At 65.6% G+C, this 16,703-nt stretch carries 15 protein-coding genes; 7 read left to right on the top strand and 8 right to left on the bottom strand.

Features of this window, described 5'->3' with window-relative positions; genetic code table 11:
* Positions 1 to 99 precede the first annotated feature (99 nt).
* The 5 genes from OE747_RS10590 (at position 100) to OE747_RS10570 (ending at position 6,742) form a co-directional block, all read left to right on the top strand.
* Positions 100 to 438 (top strand): putative quinol monooxygenase, encoded by a 339-nt coding sequence (locus OE747_RS10590; RefSeq protein WP_318527306.1) that lies wholly within the window; start codon positions 100 to 102, stop codon positions 436 to 438.
* A complete protein-coding gene (locus OE747_RS10585; protein ID WP_263828574.1) occupies positions 435 to 1,232 on the top strand; it encodes an N-acyl homoserine lactonase family protein in 798 nt (265 codons plus the stop codon). Before OE747_RS10590 ends, OE747_RS10585 begins: the two co-directional genes overlap by 4 nt.
* A complete protein-coding gene (otnK, locus tag OE747_RS10580) occupies positions 1,229 to 2,458 on the top strand; it encodes a 3-oxo-tetronate kinase (protein WP_263828573.1) in 1,230 nt (409 codons plus the stop codon). The genes OE747_RS10585 and otnK overlap by 4 nt, the downstream gene beginning before the upstream one ends.
* Complete coding sequence (gene otnC, locus OE747_RS10575; RefSeq protein ID WP_263828572.1) at positions 2,455 to 3,099, top strand: 3-oxo-tetronate 4-phosphate decarboxylase; 645 nt, start codon at positions 2,455 to 2,457, stop codon at positions 3,097 to 3,099. The genes otnK and otnC overlap by 4 nt, the downstream gene beginning before the upstream one ends.
* A gap of 184 nt (positions 3,100 to 3,283) precedes the next feature.
* A complete protein-coding gene (locus tag OE747_RS10570; protein ID WP_263828571.1) occupies positions 3,284 to 6,742 on the top strand; it encodes an indolepyruvate ferredoxin oxidoreductase family protein in 3,459 nt (1,152 codons plus the stop codon).
* Positions 6,743 to 6,759: 17 nt separating this feature from the next.
* Here the strand turns inward: OE747_RS10570 and OE747_RS10565 are convergent, their stop codons facing one another.
* Genes OE747_RS10565 through OE747_RS10530 form a run of 8 tightly spaced genes read right to left on the bottom strand, consistent with a single transcriptional unit; the run spans position 6,760 to position 15,047 of the window.
* Positions 6,760 to 7,482: an SDR family NAD(P)-dependent oxidoreductase gene (locus OE747_RS10565; RefSeq protein WP_263828570.1), complete on the bottom strand. Its 723-nt coding sequence runs from the start codon at positions 7,480 to 7,482 to the stop codon at positions 6,760 to 6,762.
* Entirely contained in the window at positions 7,479 to 8,255 is a 777-nt protein-coding gene (locus OE747_RS10560; protein ID WP_263828569.1) for a cyclase family protein, read from the bottom strand. The genes OE747_RS10565 and OE747_RS10560 overlap by 4 nt, the downstream gene beginning before the upstream one ends.
* Positions 8,252 to 9,508 (bottom strand): SDR family oxidoreductase, encoded by a 1,257-nt coding sequence (locus tag OE747_RS10555; RefSeq protein WP_263828568.1) that lies wholly within the window; start codon positions 9,506 to 9,508, stop codon positions 8,252 to 8,254. The genes OE747_RS10560 and OE747_RS10555 overlap by 4 nt, the downstream gene beginning before the upstream one ends.
* Positions 9,505 to 10,680 (bottom strand): thiolase family protein, encoded by a 1,176-nt coding sequence (locus OE747_RS10550; RefSeq protein ID WP_263828567.1) that lies wholly within the window; start codon positions 10,678 to 10,680, stop codon positions 9,505 to 9,507. Before OE747_RS10550 ends, OE747_RS10555 begins: the two co-directional genes overlap by 4 nt.
* Entirely contained in the window at positions 10,680 to 12,293 is a 1,614-nt protein-coding gene (locus OE747_RS10545; protein WP_263828566.1) for an AMP-binding protein, read from the bottom strand. Before OE747_RS10545 ends, OE747_RS10550 begins: the two co-directional genes overlap by 1 nt.
* Positions 12,290 to 12,766: an aromatic-ring-hydroxylating dioxygenase subunit beta gene (locus OE747_RS10540; RefSeq protein ID WP_263828565.1), complete on the bottom strand. Its 477-nt coding sequence runs from the start codon at positions 12,764 to 12,766 to the stop codon at positions 12,290 to 12,292. The genes OE747_RS10545 and OE747_RS10540 overlap by 4 nt, the downstream gene beginning before the upstream one ends.
* Before the next feature lie 17 nt (positions 12,767 to 12,783).
* Entirely contained in the window at positions 12,784 to 14,109 is a 1,326-nt protein-coding gene (locus tag OE747_RS10535; RefSeq protein WP_263828564.1) for a Rieske 2Fe-2S domain-containing protein, read from the bottom strand.
* Between the two features lie 11 nt (positions 14,110 to 14,120).
* The gene (locus tag OE747_RS10530; protein WP_263828563.1) at positions 14,121 to 15,047 is read right to left on the bottom strand and encodes a PDR/VanB family oxidoreductase; all 927 of its coding nucleotides are present in this window, start codon (positions 15,045 to 15,047) and stop codon (positions 14,121 to 14,123) included.
* A gap of 65 nt (positions 15,048 to 15,112) precedes the next feature.
* Here OE747_RS10530 and OE747_RS10525 point away from each other — a divergent pair, with 65 nt between their 5' ends.
* Together OE747_RS10525 and OE747_RS10520 are read left to right on the top strand one after the other, a co-directional pair.
* Positions 15,113 to 15,568, top strand: a complete 456-nt coding sequence (locus tag OE747_RS10525; protein ID WP_263828562.1) for a MarR family winged helix-turn-helix transcriptional regulator — start codon at positions 15,113 to 15,115, stop codon at positions 15,566 to 15,568.
* Between the two features lie 115 nt (positions 15,569 to 15,683).
* Positions 15,684 to 16,700: a TRAP transporter substrate-binding protein gene (locus OE747_RS10520; RefSeq protein WP_263828561.1), complete on the top strand. Its 1,017-nt coding sequence runs from the start codon at positions 15,684 to 15,686 to the stop codon at positions 16,698 to 16,700.
* Positions 16,701 to 16,703 lie beyond the last annotated feature (3 nt).

Below are 16,703 nucleotides of genomic sequence, written 5' to 3'. Positions count from 1 at the left end.
GGTTCGGTCCCTTTCTGACGGCGTCCGCGACGGGCGCGCGGGTCGGTTTTTTGAAATGTTGACAATGTATACGTTAACGCATACGAAAAGAAACGCGGTATGTCTACCGTCAATCGACAAGATAAGAGCTCTGCCAGGCCGGAGCGGGGAGGCGGGATGTTCGCGGTCACTGTAAGCTTCAGGATTCATCCCGAGAGGATGGCTGCCTTTCTGCCCCTGATGATCGAGAACGCGCGCGCATCGCGGGACCTGGAGCCGGGATGTCGCCAATTCGACATCTGCCGCGACGGCGGCGAGATATTCCTCTATGAAATCTATGACGACCGGCGCGCCTTTGACGCGCATCTGGCCAGCGCGCATTACAGGACCTTCGATGTCGCCGTCGCTGACATGGTGGTCGAAAAGACGGTGCGGTTCTACGAGGAGGTGATCCGATGAGCGATTGGGAAGTGCACGCGGTGAAATACGCCGACCGCGACAACCGGACCCGCGCGGACAGCTTCATCTTTGACGACAATCACGACGCGCCGCATGCGATGGACTATTACATGTGGCTGCTGCGGCGCGGTGACCGGGTGATCCTGGTCGATACCGGTTATGACGATGGTGAGGCGCGCGACCGGGGCCGACCGATCAGGATCGACCCCCGGGCGGCGCTGGCGCCGCTGGGGGTCACGCCCGACGAGGTGGACGAGGTCATCGTGACCCATCTGCATTACGACCATGCGGGCGGGCTGGCGCTGTTTCCCAATGCGCATCTGCATCTGCAAGCGGCCGAGATGGCCTATGCCACCGGTCCCTGCATGTGCCACGACACGCTGCGCATGCCCTTTACCGCCGGTCACGTGTGCGAGGCGGTGACGCGGCTCTATCGCGGCAAGCTGAGTTTTCACGAAGGCGATGCCGAGATTGCCGATGGTGTAACGGTGCATTGCATCGGCGGTCATTCGCGCGGGTTGCAGGCGGTGCGGGTGCGCACCGCGGCCGGATGGCTGGTGCTGGCCTCGGACGCGGCGCATTTCTACGAAAACCTCTGGCTGAGAAAACCCTTTCCCATCGTGGTCGATGTGGAGAACATGCTGGAGGGGTTCACCCGGCTGGAAAAACTGGCCTCGCGCCGGGAGTTGATCGTGCCCGGCCATGATCCGCTGGTGCGTCAGGTGTTTCCATCCGGGGTGGCAGCGCATATCACCAGACTGGACAAGGGACCGGTTCGGGAGATCAGCATATGAAGATCGGCGTCATCGCGGATGATTTCACCGGCGCATCCGACATCGCGCTGACGCTGGCCGAGGCCGGGTTTCGCGTGGCGCAGTTCATCGGCGTGCCCGGTGACCCGGGGGAGGGGTCGCTGGATGCGGGCGTGGTGGCTTTGAAATCGCGCACGGCGCCGGTGGAGGAGGCCGTTCGCGACAGTCTTGCCGCCTGCGACTGGCTGTTGACGCAAGGCTGTCAGCAGATCGTGTCCAAGGTCTGTTCGACCTTCGACAGCACCCCCAAGGGCAATATCGGTCCGGTGCTGGAGGCGCTGGCCCAGCGACTGGGTGCGCGGCATGTGCTGGTCTGCCCGGCCTTTCCCGAGAACGGGCGCTCGGTCTATCAGGGGCATCTGTTTGTCGGCGACCGGCTCCTGAACGAAAGCGGGATGCAGGATCACCCTTTGACACCTATGATCGATGCCGATCTGCGCCGGGTTCTGGGGGCGCAGACCACCTGGCCTGTCGCACATGTTCCGGCGCAGGTGGTGGCGCAGGGTGGTAAGGCGATTGTCGCGGCCCTGCCCGAGGCGCGCGCGATGGTCATTGTCGATGCGATCCGCGATGCGGATCTCTTTGCCATCGGTCAGGCGGCGCGAGGGCAGGTACTGATCTGTGGCGGGTCTGGGATTGCGCTGGGCCTGCCCGCCAATCATGGCGCGGCACCGGCGCAGCCGGGCTGGCAGGTGGTGACGGGGCCGGGGGTTGTCCTGTCGGGTTCCTGTTCGCGGGCGACGCGGGCGCAGGTGGCGCGATTTGCCGCCGCACACCCGGCTTTTGAGGTGACCGCCGAGGCGGCGGTTGCCGGAGCGGTCACCGCAGAGACGCTGGCCGATTGGGTCGTGGCGCAGGAGGGTGTGCCGCTGGTCTATTCCTCGGCCGATCCGCAGGTGGTGCAAGCCGCGCAGGAGAGATACGGGCGCGAGGCGGCGGCACATGCCATCGAAGGGCTGTTTTCGCAACTGGCCGCCGCGCTGGTGGAACGCGGGTACAGCCGGATTGTGGTGGCGGGCGGCGAGACCTCGGGCGCGGTTGTCTCGGGGCTCAGGGCCGGGGTTCTGAACATCGGCCCCCGGATCGCGCCAGGCGTGCCGGTGGTGCGGATCGAGGGGCGAGATGTGGCGTTGGCGTTGAAATCGGGGAACTTCGGGGACGAAGATTTCTTTGAAACCGCGCTGGCGCTGATGGAGGGCCGGCGATGAGCGAAGAGGCGCGCGCCCGCGAGGATATCTGCCGCATCGCCAAGTCGATGTTCGATCGCGGGCTGACCTGTGGCGCCTCGGGCAATATCTCGGTTCGTCTGTCCGACGGGCGCCTGCTGGTGACGCCCACGGGCAGTTCGATGGGCTTTCTCGATCCGGCCCGTATCAGCCTGCTGTCCGAGGATTTCCGCCATCTGGGCGGCGATGCACCGACCAAGGAAATCCCGCTGCATTCCGCATTTTACGACACGCGGGCCGGTACAGGCGGGGTGGTTCATCTGCACTCGACCCATTCTGTCGCCCTGTCGATGCTGCCCGAGGTCGATCCCGACAACGTACTGCCGACCTTGACGCCTTATGCGTTGATGCGACTGGGCAAGGTGCAATTGCTGCCGTTCTTTCTGCCCGGCGACGAGGGCATGGGCGCGGCGGTGCGCGGGCTGGCGGGCAAACGCTCGGCGGTGCTGCTGGCCAACCATGGGCCGGTGGTGGCGGGCAAGGATTTGTGGGCCGCGGCCTATGCCATCGAGGAGCTGGAGGAAACCGCCAGGCTGGCCCTGCTGACCCGGGGGATGAACCCGCGCGCCTTAAGCGAAGAGCAGGTGCGCGACGTGGTGCGCGCCTTTGACGTCGATTGGTAACGTGCGCCAGCCGTGACGTGGCAGCAAAGGGTTTTCTGCCTGCTCCGGAGCTTTAGAAAGGATTGGCCAGGCGCCGAAAATCCTTACAGTCGTTAGCGGAGAGGGAGGACTTGACGATGATCGCAACCCCTTACGGTCGCGCGGTCATGGCAGAGGTTCTCCGGGGCACAAAGGGAGATGCCGCATGACCGACCAGACGCCCCCAAAACGCCTTGAGATGAGGTTGGAGGACCGGCTGCAGCAGGACGAGGGCTGGGTCTACATGACGGGGATGCAGGCGCTGGTGCGGTTGCCGATCCAGCAGCGCAAGCGCGACATGGCGGCGGGGTTGAATACGGGGGGCTATATCTCGGGCTATCGCGGCTCGCCCATGGGCACCTATGACATGGCGCTGTGGCAGGCCGAGAAAGAGCTGAAGGCGCATAACATCCATTTCCGGCCGGGGGTGAACGAGGATCTGGCCGCCACCGCGACCTGGGGGTCGCAGATGGTGGGGCTGTTTCCGGGCGCGCGTGTGGATGGGGTATTCTCGATCTGGTACGGCAAGGCGCCGGGCATGGACCGGTCTATGGATCCGCTGCGGCATGCGAACCTGTCGGGGACCAATCCCAAGGGCGGTTCGCTGATGCTGGTGGGCGATGACCACGGGGCCAAATCCTCGACCGTTGCGTGTTGCTCCGACATGAACTTCGCCTCTCTTGGCGTACCGCTGCTGGCACCCGCGAATGCGCAGGATGTGCTGGACATGGGGTTGCACGGGATCGCGATGAGCCGGTTTTCCTCGACCATCGTCGGCATGAAGCTGGTGACCGATGTGGTCGAGGGTGGCGGCTCGGTCTATGTGGCGCCGGACAGCCCGGCCATCGTGCTGCCCGAGGACGGCGGCCCGGACACGACCATAAAACCCTTTGTGCCGATGCTGGAGCAGGAGCGGGTGCTGTGGGATGTCAAGCTGCGCAAGGCGCTGGACTATGCCCGCGCCAATGGGCTGAACCGGATCAGCGGCGCGTCGGATGCGCGGATCGGCGTGGTGGCGGCGGGCAAGGCCTGGCAGGACCTGAACCAGGCGCTGTCGGGGCTTGGCTATCGTGACGGGCAACTGGGCGGAATGCCGGTGCGGCTGTTGAAGGTCGGCATGATCTGGCCGCTCGACGATACGGTGATCCGGGAGTTCGCCGAAGGGCTCGACGCAATCGTCGTGGTCGAGGAAAAGCGCGGGATGCTGGAGGATCAGATCCGCGCCAGCCTATATGGCACCGCGCGCGCGCCCCGGATCGTGGGCAAGACGTTCTCGGGCCGCGCCTATGACCCGCAGGCGGGCGATACGGCCTTTCCCGGGTTTGGCGAGATCGACCCGAACATGGTCACCCGTGTCCTGGTACGGGTGGCGCAGGAAACCGACCCCGACTGCGGCCTGTCGATGCCGAACCATCCCAACCGCCCGCCGGCGCTGGCGGGCGGGGCGATCCGGGCGCCGTCATTCTGCGCCGGTTGTCCGCATGGGCGCTCGACCCAGGTGATCGACGGCAGCCGGGCACTGGCGGGGATCGGGTGCCATACGATGGCGATGATGCGGGACCCGATGAAGACCAACTCGGTCAGCCATATGGGCGGCGAGGGGGTCATGTGGCTGGGCCAGTTTCCCTTTACCGACGAGAAACACGTCTTTGCCAACATGGGCGACGGCACCTATTTCCATTCCGGCCTGATGGCCATTCGCGCGGCGGTCGCCGCCAGGGCGACGATGACCTACAAGCTCTTGCACAACGGTTTTGTCTCGATGACCGGCGGGCAGCCGCATGATGGCGAGATCAGCCCCGAGATGATGGTCGCGCAGCTCAGGGCCGAGGGCATCGAGCGTATCGCGCTGCTGACCGACGAGACCGACAAGTTCGAGGGCAAGTCCTTCCTCGGCGGCGGCGTCACCCTGCATCCGCGCACCGAACTGGAGCTGGTGCAAAAGGAACTGCGCGAGAAGCCCGGCGTCACCGTGCTGATCTATGACCAGCCCTGCGCCACCGAGCGCCGCCGTCTGCGCAAGCGCGGCAAATGGGTCGACCCCGACAAGCGGGTGTTCATCAACCCCGCCGTCTGCGAGGGCTGCGGCGACTGCTCGACCGTGTCGGGCTGCATGGCGATCGAACCCCTGGAGACCGAATTCGGCCGCAAGCGCGTGATCAACCAGTCGTCGTGCAACAAGGACTTCTCCTGCGTCGAGGGCTTCTGCCCTTCCTTCGTGACGATCAGCGGCGCCCAGCCGCGCAAGGCCAAGGCCAGCGATGCCGAGATCGACGTCAGCCACCTGCCCGCCCCGACCCCGCGCGCCATCGACGGATCCTGGTCGATCCTGGTCTCGGGCATCGGCGGCGCGGGCGTGGTGACCGTGGGCCAGACGCTGGCCGTGGCGGCGCATGCCGACGGCTACTACTCCTCGAACCTCGACATCACCGGGCTGGCGCAGAAATACGGCGCGGTGCATTCCCACATCAAGATCGCGCTGTCGCCCGACGAGATGCGCGCCACCCGCATCGCCGCCGGCGAGGCGGATGCGCTCATTGGCTGCGACCTTGTCGTCGCCGCCGGGGACGAGGCGATGTCCAAGCTGACGCCGGGCAAGTCGGTCGCGGTGACCGACATCACGGTGGTGCCGACCTCGGAGTTTTCCAAAAACCCCGACTGGCAGTTGAACGGCGCCGAACAGCTGGAACGGCTGACCCGCGTCCTGGGGGGCGGGGTGCGCAGCATGGACGCCCAGCACCTGGCGGAAAAGGTGATGGGCGACCGGGTCTTTGCCAACATGCTCCTGATGGGGGCGGCCTGGCAGCAGGGCGGCATCCCGCTGTCGCTGGACGCCATCCACCGTGCGATCGAGCTGAACGGCGTCGCGGTCGAAAAGAACCGGCGGGCGTTTGCCCTGGGTCGTCTGGCGCTGGCCGAGCCGGAAGCCGCTGCAAGGCTCGCCGGTGACAATGCGCCGATCCTGTTGGAAACCCGCCGCGAGACCTCGCTGGAGGACGTGATCGCGACGCGTGTCAAGGAACTGACGGCCTACAAGGACGCCGCTTTTGCCCGTCGCTACACCGACATGATCGAGCGTGTGAAATCCGCCGGTCTGAGCGAGGCCGCAGAGCGCGCCGTCGCCAGGGGTTACTACAAGCTGATGGCCGTGAAGGACGAGTGGGAAGTGGCGCGGCTTTACAGCAAGCCCGAGTTCCGCGCGCAGCTCGAAGAGGCCTTCGAGGGCGAGATGGAGCTCACCTTCCACTTCGGCGCCTGGCCCTTTGGCGGCACCGATCCCAGGACCGGCAAACCCGTCAAGGGCGCGGTCAAGGGCAAGACCGCGATGCGCTTCTTCGGGCTGATGAACCGGTTCCGGGGGCTGCGCGGCACGATCCTGGACCCGTTCCGCAACAATGCCGAGGCGAAACTCGCCCGCAAGCTGCTCGCCGATTACGAAGCGGACATCGCTTTCGCGCTGGCCAACTGGTCCGACGCCACGGCTGCTAAGCTGACCGAACTGCTCGACCTGCCCGAACACATACGCGGCTACGGTCCTGTGCGCGAACGCCACGCTAAAGCGGTCGCGCAAAAGCGCGCGGCCCTGCGAGCCACGATCGGGGCGGCACAGACAGAGGCCGCCTAGCTGCGGCTTTCTGTTTTTCAGATTTGCAGCGAACCGACGCTGGCGCCACCGCAGACATAGAGGGTCTGGCCGGTGACAAAGCTGTTTTCCGGGTCGCAGAAGAACAGAAACGCGCGGGTGACATCGTCGACCCGTCCGATCCGGCCTACCGGGATGCGCTTGGCCAGCGCCTCCTGCTGCGGGCTGTCCTTTTCGACGATGCCCCAGAAATTGTCGGTCAGAATGGGGCCGGGCGCCACCACGTTGACGGTGATGCCATGGGGGGCCAGTTCCAGAGCCCAGGTGCGCGCCATGCCGATCATGCCGGCCTTGGTGGCGCCATAGGCGGTGCGGGTGGGCGCGCCAAGGGCGGCGCGTGAGCCGTTGAACATCACCCGCCCGAATTGCCGCGCCTTCATCGCGGGCAGAAACGCCTTGAGCAGTGTCAGGGCGGACCCCAGATGCAATTGCGCCAGCCCGGTGATGTCCGAGGGCTCGGCCTCTTCGATCAGATTGGGCCAGATCAGGCCCGCATTGTGGATCAGGTGGGTGACTTCGTGCTTTGCCGCGACCTCAGCGGCGGCTTCGGCCACCGCCTGGCCGTCCAACAGATCGGCCTCGACCGAGTTGAGGCGCGGGTGGGTGACCTCGGGCGCGTGGCGCGAGATCGACACGACCGTGTAGTCGCGCGCCAAGAGCGCCTGCGCCAGATCAGCGCCGATGCCCTTGTTGCCCCCGGTGATGACGGCGGTATGGGTCATGTCTCCTCCACCAGCGCCAGTACCCTGAGCGGGCTGCCGGTGCCGTTCTTGATCTTGAGCGGGGCGGCGATCAGCACCGCGCCGGTGGGCGGCAGTTGGTCGAGATCCGACAGGCATTGCAGCCCATAGCGCCCCGCGCCGTGCAGGTAGTAATGCGCAGGATAGGGCGGAGTATAGTGGCTGCCCTGACCGGCATCGGTGCCCACGGTTTCGACGCCGAACCCGCGAATGTCGCGCTGGTCGATCAGGAAACGGATGGCCTCGGGGGTCGGCCCCGGCGAATGCGGTCCGTCCTCGCGCATGTTGAGGTATCCGGCACCGCGCCGTTTCGACCAGTCGGTGCGCATCAGCACCCAGGCCCCGGCGGGGATGCGGCCATGGGCGGCCTCCCAGCCTTCGATCAGGGGAACGGTCAGTTCGAAATCCTCGTCCTCTGCCGCGCCTTGCGAACAGTCGATCACGCAGACCGGGCCGATGAAATCGGCCGGGTCGATCTCGTCCACCGCCGCGCGCGGCAGGTCGCGGCCCGAGATCCAGTGCGCGGGCGCGTCGAAATGGGTGCCGGTGTGTTCGGACATCGAGATATTGTGCCATTTCCACGCCGGGCCGCGATGGTCATAGGCGCTGATTTCCTCCATGCGAAAGCGGGCGCATTGGCCGAATTCGGGCGGCAGGATGATCACCGGGAAATCGGGGTCGAGCGTGTGGGTCAGGTCGACGACCCGGATCTCTCCGCTGGCGAGGCGGGTGGCGAGATTGGTCAGAGTGCTCATGCGCCTTCTCCTCCCAGCGTCATTTCGCGTTCCAGCACCTTGGGGTCGCGGCGGAAGCGGTCGCGCAGGTCCTGGGCGATGTCGCCGCACCAGACGTCTTCCAATCCCCGTTGCAGCCCGTCCACGACGGAGCGGGCCAAGGCGGCGGCTGTCACGCGCGGCGGTGGCAGCGGCTGGTACCAGTCATCCTCTTCGGTGGGGCCAAAGAACACGTTCATCACCCTGAGGCCCGAGGGCCGGAATTCGGCGCGCAGCGACTGGCTGAGCGAATAGGCCCCGGCCTGGCTGGCGGAATAGGCGCCGAAGGGGCGCGCATTGCTCAGCGCGCCGACGCTGAGCAGGTTGACCCATGCGGCGGCGGCATTCACGCCGTCCGAGGCACGCGCGCACATGGCCGGACCGAATGCCTGCGCCAGCCGCATCAGGCCAAGGTAATTCACCTCCAGCTCGTCGCGGGCAAAGCCGGTATCGCCCCGGTCCAGCACGCCGCCGGGACGCAGGAACCGGGCGGTATTGATCAGGATATCGGTCTTGCCGCCGATCTCACCCGCCAGTTTCTGCACCGATGCGGTGTCGGTCACGTCCATCGGCAGGATCTGTACCCCCAGCGCCTCCAACTCGGCGCGTTGCGGATAGGGTCGCCAGCTTTCCGGCTCACCGGCGAAGATGATCGCGGCACCCGCCTTTTGAAGGGCGCGCGCCAGCGCGGGGGCTTGCGCACTGCGGGCATCGGTGATCAGCACGCGGCGGTGTTTGGGATCGGCAGAGAGGGCACGCATCAGCGGGTCGTCCTCCATGTTCGGGGTGTCGGTTTCAGGCAGGGCAACCAGCACGCCCTGGCCTGCCTGGTCAAGCCGGGCGGTGACGCGCACGCGGGCGTGGCGGGCCACATCGCCATGGATATGGGCCAGCACGGTGGGGCCGGCATCGAGCTGCACGGTGCCCGCGCGCCACGGCATCCGCTCGCGGAAGTAAAGCCGGGGCGAGGTCCGTACCGTGGTCTCGGCGATCAGCGTACCGCCCGGCGCCATGTCCTGCCATGGCAGGTCTGTGCTCAGGCAGGCAGAACAGGCATCGCGCGGCGGGTATTGCACCTTGCCGCAGTCGGCGCAGCGTTGCAGGGCGAACCGTCCCTCGGCGGCGGCGGCGCTCAGGTGGAGGGCGGCGCGCGACCGCACCTCGGGCGGACGGGTCGGTGAGACCGAGCGTTTCTGCGGGTCTTTCTTGGGCGGCGGGGACAGGGGATGGGTCATGCGCGCGCTCCGGTCGTGAGGACTGCGGCGCTGGAACAGAGGCCTCGGTCGAAATTGATCATGCCAAAGCCCGAGACCAGCGCGTGTTCCGCGCCCGGCACCTGCGTGCCGCCCGCCTGTCCGGTGACCTGGCGGATTGCCTCGACCATGCCGATGAAGCCGCCCGCTGCCCCGGCCTGACCGCCGGAAAGCTGCCCGCCCGAGGTGTTGTGCGGGAAGTCGCCCGACACCGTCAGATCCTTGTCGCGCAGAAACGCAGGGGCCTCGCCCTTGGCGCAGAACCCCAGATCCTCGATCTGCATCATCGAAATCACCGGATAGTCGTCATAGGTCTGCACCAGATCCATCTCCTGCGGTGCCATCCCGGCCTGATCCCAGAGCACATCCACATCCATCGTCCAGCCGCCGCGCAGCTGGATCGGGTCGTCGGCATGGGCATTGTGCCGCTCGATCGCGGCAGCCAGCCGGGCATAGGGCAGGTTCAGCGCCCGCGCCCGATCCTCGGACATGACCAGAAACGCCTCGGCCCCGGCGCAGGGCATCACGCAGTCAAAGAGCGCAATGGGGTCGGCGATGGGGCGGGCATCCAGGTATTGCTCCATCGTCAGCGGTTTCTTCATCACCGCGTTCGGGTTTTTCAGCGCATTGGCGCGCTGGGCCACGCAGAGCCGTCCGAAATCCTCGCGCGTGGCGCCGTAGTCGGTCATGTAGCGGTCGGTCAGCAGGGCAAAGCTCGCATTCGGGCCGCCGTAGCCATAGGGATAGCTGGCATCCATCGCAAAGCGCGAAAAGCTGGACAGGAGTTGCCGGAAACTGTCGATATGGTTGGTGTCGCCTGCGACGCAGGCGATGATTTCGGCGTCACCCGCCTGCACAGCGCGCGCCGCCCGGCGCAGGGCCACCCCGGCCGAGGCGCCGCCCATCGGGATATGGTCCAGCCAGCGCGGACAGAGGCCCAGATGCTGGGTCAGCCCCACGGCGGTATCGGGAAACAGCGTGAAGGACGCGACCTGGAACCCATCGAGATCGCCGGGCTTCAGCCCCGCCGCCCGCAGTGACCCGCGCAGGGCGGTGGCGATCCAGTGATGGGCAGTGTCGATGGAATAGCGCTGATAGGGCGTCGAGAAGGGCGCCACCAGCGCCACGCCCTCATAGCTGGCAGGCCGCGCCATCACGCCACCTGCCGTTTCTTGAGATGCGTGAGCGTCACCGTGGCCGGATCCGCCAGCAGAGCCTCGGCCATCTCCTTCAGCGCCTTGCGCTGGATCTTCTGGGTGGGGGTCATCGGCAGGTTGTCCACAAAGGCAATATAGCCCGGCACCTTGTAATAGGCCATCTGGGTCAGCGCCCACTCTGCAATCTGCTGGGCAAGATCGGATGAGGGGGCATCGACGGTGAGGCAGGCAAACACCTCGTCCCCGCGCATCGGGTCGGGCACCGCGGCCACGCCCGCCGCGCGGATGGACGGGTGGCGCATCAGCACGCTTTCCACCTCGACCGCGGCGATATTCTCGCCCGAACGGCGGATCACGTTCTTCTTGCGGTCGACGAAGAAGAACCGCCCCTGCGCATCGCGGCGCACGATATCGCCGGTGTGGAACCAGCCGCCCTCCCAGGCCTCGGCGGTGGCCTCGGGGTTCTTGTCGTAATGCGAGAAAAAGCCGTAGCGCGGGTCGGGACCGGCATTGCGGACCAAGAGTTCGCCCGGCTCGTCCGGGGCGGCGTCCTGCCCGGTATCGGTGACCACGCGGGCCGCGACCCAGCCTTCGGCCCGGCCCAGACAGGATTGGCCGATCAACCGGTCATGCGTATGGGCGGCGATCACCGCGCCCGCGCCGGTTTCGGTCATCGCCCAGGCCTCGATCAGCGGAAAGCCGAACCGCGCCTCGAACCCCGCCTGTAATTTGGGGTCGATGCCCGCGCCAAAGCCAAAGCGCACCTGATGGGCGCGGTCCTGTGGTCCCTCGGGCAGGGACATCAGGATCGAGGGCATGACGCCCAGATAATGGAGGCAGGTGGCGCGCGCCTTGGCCACATCGGCCCACCAGCTGGACGGGTGGAACCGGTCAAGCGCGATCAGGCAGCCGCCCACGGTGACCATCGCCATGAAGGAATAGGCCATGGCGTTCATGTGAAAGATCGGCAGGGGCGTGATCATCCGCTCGCCCGTTTCGGTCAGCGAGGCGACCCCGCCCAGATCGGCATACCACCGCCCCGCCAGCAGGAAATAGGCATTGGGCAGCACGCAGCCCTTTGGGTTGCCGGTGGTGCCCGAGGTATAAAGCAGTGCCGCCTCGCGCGCCTCGCCCTCACGCGGCTCGGTCACGGCGGCATTTGCGCGGGGTGGGGGCGGGGCGTCCCCGGCCCCGATGACCGGGGCGGTAACGCCCGCCGCCAAGGCCGCCGCGTGCAGTTCTTCGGCACGGGCGGGCAGGGCGACGATCAGCGCCGGTTGTGCATGGCCGATCAGGTATTCCAGTTCGGCGGCGCGCAGGTCGGGGTTGATCGGCACGATCGAGGCGCCGATGCGGTTGAGCGCGGCAAAAAGCTCGAAAAACACGGGCCGGTTTTCCAAGAGCGCCGCCACCCGCATCCCCACGCCATAGCCAACCTTTTTCAGCGCCTCGGCCCGCGCATCCACGCGCGCAAGGAAGGTGCCATAGCTGACCGGTCCGGCCGCGATGTCATAGGCCGCCGCCGTGCCGGGCAGCACGTCAAGCAGCGGGCGATCCGGCCAGCGTGCCGCCGTGGCCGCGATGGCGGCATAAACCGTCTCGGCGCTCACGGCAGCAGCTGGATATTGCCGAAGGCGGCGTCGCAATTGAGCAGCTCCACCTTCTTGCCCGCGATACGGAATGCGCCGCCCACCAGTGCCAGGTCATGGGTCACGGTGAGGGCCAAGAGCTGCTGTTCGTCCAGCCGGGTTTCGACATAATGCATGTTGGTCACGGTCTGGAACTTGCCCGCCTCGGGGTCGAAGACATCGACAAAGGGCCGCTGGATCACGTGGTTGCAGCGCGATTTGGGTTTCTGCGAAAAGGTCCGCTCGCCATTCAGCCGCTCGACCCTGAGGCGCAGCATGAAATTGTCCTCGTAAAGGAACGAGGTCGCATTGACCGGATCGGCCTGCTTGTAGTCGAGCGGCATCCAGTAGACCGCATCGGGCAGCCACAGGTCGAGCCATTCGGTATAGCGGCCCTCGTCCAGCATTCGGGTTTCGGCATAGATGAAGTCGATCACGTCGTCGCGGGTGATCATTGCTGCATTCCCCTCGCTCATTCGGCGGCGACGCCAGCGGCGTCCTCCATCGACATGGTCATGAACTTGGCCCAGGCGTGGAACTGGTTGCGCATCTGCCGTTCGGTGGTGCCGTTTTCGACCGCTTCGGTCTCGAAATCCTCAGGCCCTGTATGCAGCCGCCGGATGTCGACCCATTGCATGCCCTCGGCATGCAGCCCCTCTTGCGCGCGCTCGTACATCTCCAGATCGTCATGCCCCACGATCGAGGTGGGGGCGTTGATCATCCGGTTATACATGGCCGACATGGCAGTCAGCTGCTCGGGCGCGCCGACCAGCCGGTAGACATAGCTTTCCACCAGCGTCCGGTCCGCCCCCAGCGGGATGAAGTTGCGCAGCTGCGTCAGCGGCGCCTTGATCATGATGTTGGGGAAATAGACGGTGTTGTGCCGGTTCTCGTCCAGGATCGCCTTGGCGCGCTCCGCGCCGTAACTCTCGACCATGGCCTCGAAATAGCCGGGGATGGCGTCATAGTTCGAATGGATCGACATATTGACGCCGGTATGGCCGTGGCCGTTGGGCCAGGTGCGGATGCCCATATCTTCGAAGAACTCATAAGGGCTCATGAAGGGCGCGATGATCTGCATCGCGGGCGGGCGCGGTTCGGGGTTGCCCATCTGCTCGTAGATCTTCACCGCTGTCCCGGCGGAGCTTTCATGCGCGACCATCGGATGACAGGTGTCGGTCTGGTTCTCGACCAGCATTTTCCAGTTGCACTTGTGCATGTAGCGCAGCGGCGGGCCGGAAATTTCCACGCGGCCTTCAGGCGCGCGGTCGACCATGTTGTCGATGGAACTGAGAGAGCCACCAAAGAAGTCGTCGAACCCGATCCCCGCTTCGGCCAGCCGCGCAAAGACAAAGCCGCGATAATTGTGCACCGCACCCACCGCCTGCATCCCCTTGCCGTTCTGGCTGTCGGACAGGCCGGTGCCCTCGTATCCCTTCTTCAGCGGGATGGCGAGCAGGCAGCCGTCGGTCTTGAAGCTCCAGGCGTGATAGGGGCAGCGAAAGAACTTGCCGGTGTTGCCGGCCCGGTCGATGGCGATTTTGGTGCCCTTGTGCGGGCAGCGGTTATAGAGAACCTTCACCTCGCCATCGGTGTGACGCACCATGATCACCGGCTGGTCTCCGACCTGCGTGGTGATGTAATCGCCCTTGTTCGGGGTCTGGCTGTCATGGCCGACAAAGATCCAGGCATTGGTGAACAGGTGGCGCATCTCCAACTGGTAGACCGCATCGCTGATATAGACATCGCGATGCACCTGGGCGGGCTGGATCATCGCCCTGATATCGTTCGCGTTCATGCCGTCCTCCCTTACAGATCCAGCACAAGGCGCGCGCTGAGCGCCCGGCTGACACAGATTTGCATGACCTTGCCGCTGTCGCGTTCGGCCTGGCTGAGCACCACGTCGCGGTGATCGGGGGTGCCCGCGATCACCTCGGTCTGGCAGATGCCGCAATCGCCGCGTTGACAATCGTAAAGCGGGTCGAGGCCCGCGGCCTCGAGCGCCTCGATGATGGTCTGATCGGGCGCCACGGTGATGACCTGGCCCGACGAGGCGATCTCGACCTCGAAGGCGCTGTCGCCAGCGGCGGGCGCGGCATTGGTGAACAGCTCCACATGGATGTCGGAAATGCCCGCCGCCTCTGCGGCGGCGCGGGCGGCGTCGATCATGCCCTTGGGGCCACAGATATAGAGCGCGTGACCGGTGAGACCCGCCATCAGCGTGTTTAGGTCCAAGGGCGCGGTATCGTCGAAATGGGCGTGGAAACTGCCCCCGAATTCGTCGCGCAACCGGTCCAGCCAGGCCATGACATCGGCGCTGCGGCCACAATAATGAAAGACGAAGGGGCGCGATTGCGCCCGGAGCGCGGTGGCCATCGAGATCAGCGGTGTCACACCGATGCCGCCCGCCAGCAGGGCAGCGGGCTTGTCTTCGGTCCGAATCTCAAAGTCGTTTTTCGGTTCTGCTGCGGTGATGGTGTCGCCTTTGGACAGGGCATGCATGGCCTTGCTGCCGCCGTCGCCCGCGTCTTCGCGCTGGACCGCAATGCTATAGGCGCCGGGCGTGTCACCGGGCCAGTCGATCAGCGAATAGCTGCGTGGTCCGGCGGCGGTTTCGACGGCGATATGTGCCCCGGCGGTGTAACCGGGCAGGGCTTCGCCATCGGCCGCGACCAGAGTGAATGCCGAAATCCGCTTGGTCACGGCCAGTTTCTGCGCAATTGTCAGCTTGAGCATCTCGGCGCCTCCCTGCTGAAAATATGAAAAATCATATAAATCGAGTCAAGACAAATTCAGACCTCATGAGTGAAACCCAGAACGACACCTTTGTGACCGGCTATCTGCTGTATCTTCTCGCGGCGTCCAGCGAGCAGGCCAGCGCGCAGTTTCATGACCATGTCCGCGCGCGCGGACTGCGAGTGCCGGAATGGCGGGTATTGGCCTGTCTGGTGGACAATGACGGCATGATGATCACCCGCCTGGCCCGGCTGTCGCTGATGGAACAGTCGCGGATGACGCGAATCGTTGATCAGATGGATGCGCGCGGGTTGGTGACGCGGGTTGCCGATTCCAATGACAAGCGACGCGTGCGGGTGCGTCTGACCGCCGAGGGCAGGGACCTGGCCGAAGCGCTGGTCAAGGATGCGCGACGGCACGAAACCCGGTTGCTGTCAGCGCTGGCCGATACGGATGCCGCCCGTATCAAGGGGGTTTTGCGCACGTTGCTGGATGTTCTGGACCGGCCCGATGCGACCTGATCGCCGGAATACATGCAATTTCATATTTCTTGACAACGACCGAGGCGCGGTGTGATGCTTGCGCCGGGATCACTTGGTCCGGTCTGCCGGGCACAGCATCACGAGGGAGGACTAAATGAAGCATTTTGCACGCCTTGCCGCCGCAGCGGTCGTCTGCGCCAGCACCAGCATGGCCGCCTGGGCGGCTGACACCACCTTGCGCGTTTCCACCTGGTTGCCGCCGACCCACGGCATCAACACCGAGATCTTCGCGGGCCTGATCGGCATGATCGAAGAGGCCAGCGGCGGGCAGGTCAGCGGCGAGCTGGTCTTTGGCCTGGCGCCGCCGCCAGCGCAGATGGACCTGATTCAGGACGGTGCGGCCGATATCGCGATCATCTTTCACGGCTACCAGCCGGGCCGCTTTGTCGGCACCAAGCTGATCGAACTGCCGGGCTTTGAAGGCAATGCCGAGGCCGCCTCGGTCGCGTATTGGCGCGTGCACGAAGCGCATCTGGCCAAGCTGGATGAACATCGGGGCGTCAAGCTGATCTCGCTGAACACCCATGGTCCGGGTCAGATCCACACCAGCAAGGACGTGGCCTCGCTTGCCGACCTGAACGGGCTGAAGACCCGGATCGGTGGCGGCGTTGCGGGCGATGTCGGTGCGGCGCTGGGTCTGGTGGGGATCAACGTGCCCGCGCCCAAGGTCTATGAGACGCTGGAATCCGGTGCCGCCGACGCGGTGGCGATGAACGTGGGCGAGCGTGTGGGCTTCAAGCTGAACGAAGTGGCCAAGAACCTCTACGACATGCCGGGCGGTTTCTATCGCGGATCGTTTGCCATCATCATGAGCCAGGAGACCTTTGACAGCCTGCCCGCCGATGTTCAGGCAGCGCTGGATGAAAAGGTGTTTGGTGAGCCGGCCAGCCGGATGGCGGGCGCGGCCTGGGACAAGTCGGACATGATCGGCTACGAGGCCACCAAGTCGGCCGAGGGGACCAAGATCGTCGACGCCTCGGCCGAGGATCAGGCCAAGTTTGCCGCGATTGCGGCAGAGGTGACCGCCAAGGTTCTGGGCGAGCTCGAAGGGGCGGGCGTGGACGCGCAGGCCGCCTATGAGATGGTCAAGGCCGAAATGGCCGCGAACTGACAT

The organism is Ruegeria aquimaris, from assembly GCF_025751555.1.
In the GTDB taxonomy this organism is placed as follows: Bacteria; Pseudomonadota; Alphaproteobacteria; order Rhodobacterales; family Rhodobacteraceae; genus Ruegeria_B; species Ruegeria_B aquimaris.
This window is presented reverse-complemented; position numbering and strand designations above follow the sequence as displayed.